This window comes from Streptomyces sp. NPDC057253 (assembly GCF_042669125.1).
Classification (GTDB): domain Bacteria; phylum Actinomycetota; class Actinomycetes; order Streptomycetales; family Streptomycetaceae; genus Streptomyces.
The window spans coordinates 1-1,896 of sequence record NZ_JBHUXV010000295.1; the positions used below are offsets into that span (position 1 = coordinate 1).

General features: G+C 74.2%; 2 protein-coding genes. Both read left to right on the forward strand.

The genetic code is table 11. The features are described from left to right. The first annotated feature begins 443 nt into the window (after window positions 1-443). A complete protein-coding gene (locus ACFULQ_RS49060; protein ID WP_383558344.1) occupies window positions 444-1,391 on the forward strand; it encodes a phosphotransferase family protein in 948 nt (315 codons plus the stop codon). Between the two features lie 80 nt (window positions 1,392-1,471). Then, window positions 1,472-1,780, forward strand: coding sequence for a zf-TFIIB domain-containing protein (locus tag ACFULQ_RS49065; RefSeq protein WP_123759561.1), 309 nt, complete (start codon window positions 1,472-1,474; stop codon window positions 1,778-1,780). The last annotated feature ends 116 nt before the right edge of the window (window positions 1,781-1,896 follow it).

The window sequence follows — 1,896 nt, forward strand, 5'->3', positions numbered from 1 at the left end:
GGGTATCCGTCCTCGGTCCGGCGGCTCGGTCCATCGAAGAATGGGCTCTGTAACGGACGCCGGCCGCTGCGGGCGGACACCCCCCACCCCGTCCCCTTCACGCCGTACGCGGCCAACGGTCCGGTGGGGGCGGGCGCGGCCGGCTAACGGTCCCGTCGTAGCGCGCGTACCTGCAACTCCTCAGGGGCGCGGGGAACTGCGCGACCAGCCACAACGGACCCGCACCCGCCCCGCAACCGTACCCGGCACATCAGTAGGCGCCCGGCCCAAGCCCAGCGCAGCGGGGGCGCGGGGAACTGCGCGACCAGCCACAACGCACCCGCACTCGCCCGACAACCGAACTCGGCACATCAGTAGGCGCCCGGCCCACAACGCACCCGCACCCGCCCCACAACCGCACCCGGCACATACTGAGGCGCCAGACCCCCGGCCCAGGGAGCCCCGTGACGCAGCACCCCCTCCTCACCGAGCTCACCCGAAGCGTGAGAGCCGAGGCTCACTCGCGTGACCCCGCCGCCTGCCCCTGCGGCGCAGCCACCCTCGCCGACCGCCCCGACGCCACCGTCGTCCGGCACGCGGACACCGTCGCGAAGGCTCACGCCCCCGACACGGCCCCCGCCGACCTCGCTCCCCGCCTCACCGCCGCCGCCCACCTCCCCGGCATCCTCCTGCCCCCGCTCCACGCGACGCACGTCGACCTGCACGGCAGACTCGTCACCTTCTGGCCGTACGGCGAACCCGTGGACCCGGAGGATCCCGACGCCGCCCCCTGGGAGCCCGCCGCCACCCTCCTCGCCCACCTCCACCGCACTCCAGCCCCGCCCGGCCTGCCTCCCATGAGGGGCCCGGTCAAGGCCGCCCTCGCCGTCGCCAGGCTGCTCAAGGCCGCCCGGCGGAGCGACCACCCCGCCGTCGCCCCCGTCCTCCGTGCCTGGTCCACACTGCCGCCCTGGGCCCGCGCCGAGACCCCCATGCGGGACACCACGACCCTCTGCCACGGCGACCTGCACCTCGGGCAGCTCGTGCGGCACCCCACCCCCGACGGCCCCTGGCGTCTCATCGACGTCGACGACCTCGGCGTGGGAGAGCCCGCCTGGGACCTCGCCCGCCCCGCCGCCTGGTACGCCTGCGGTCTGCTGTCCCCCGAGGACTGGGGCCTCTTCCTCGCCGCCTATCGCGCGGCCGGCGGTCCGGCCGTTCCCGCCGTCGGCGAGCCCTGGCCCGCCCTGGACGTGCCCGCCCGCGCCCTCACCGTGCAGACGGCGGCCCGGGCCGTGGCCAAGGCGATCGACGCGGACCGGCCCCTCGACGACGTGGAGCGGGCGGTCGTCGACGCCTGTGAGCGAATGGGTTCCGCCCCGCCGGAGTTGGCCGACCATTTCGCGAAGTAGGGTGCAACCGACCAGGGCCGGACGGAGTCTGTCCTGGCGTAATGCCAAGCAGGACCAACGGGCGAGGAGTTGAGCCGACGATGCAGTGTCCGAAGTGTCACGCACCGATGCACACGTACAACCGCAACGGTGTCCAGATCGAGCAGTGCAGCGGCTGCCGCGGGATCTTTCTCGACTACGGCGAGCTGGAGGCGCTGACCCGCCTGGAGGGCCAGTGGGCCGGCGGTCCCGCCGTTCCGCCGCCCCCGGCCGCTCCGCAGTACCCGGCCCAGCCCGGCGCACCGGCCTGGGGCGCCCCGCAGCACGGCGGTCACTACGGTGGCCACGGCGGTCATCACGGCGGCCACCACCGCAACCGCGGCTTCGGCCACATGCTGTTCTCCAGCTGACCGGTCTCCGGTCGACGAGAGCCGAAGAAGCCCCCGGCCGCAGGGCCGGGGGCTTCGGTGTGTGCGCGATACTGGGATTGAACCAGTGACCTCTTCCGTGTCAGGGAAGCGCTCTC

Excerpts from the sequence above, each read along its gene's own strand:
- ACFULQ_RS49065 (WP_123759561.1), top strand. The coding sequence starts at position 1,472 with ATGCAGTGTCCGAAGTGTCACGCACCGATGCACACGTACAACCGCAAC.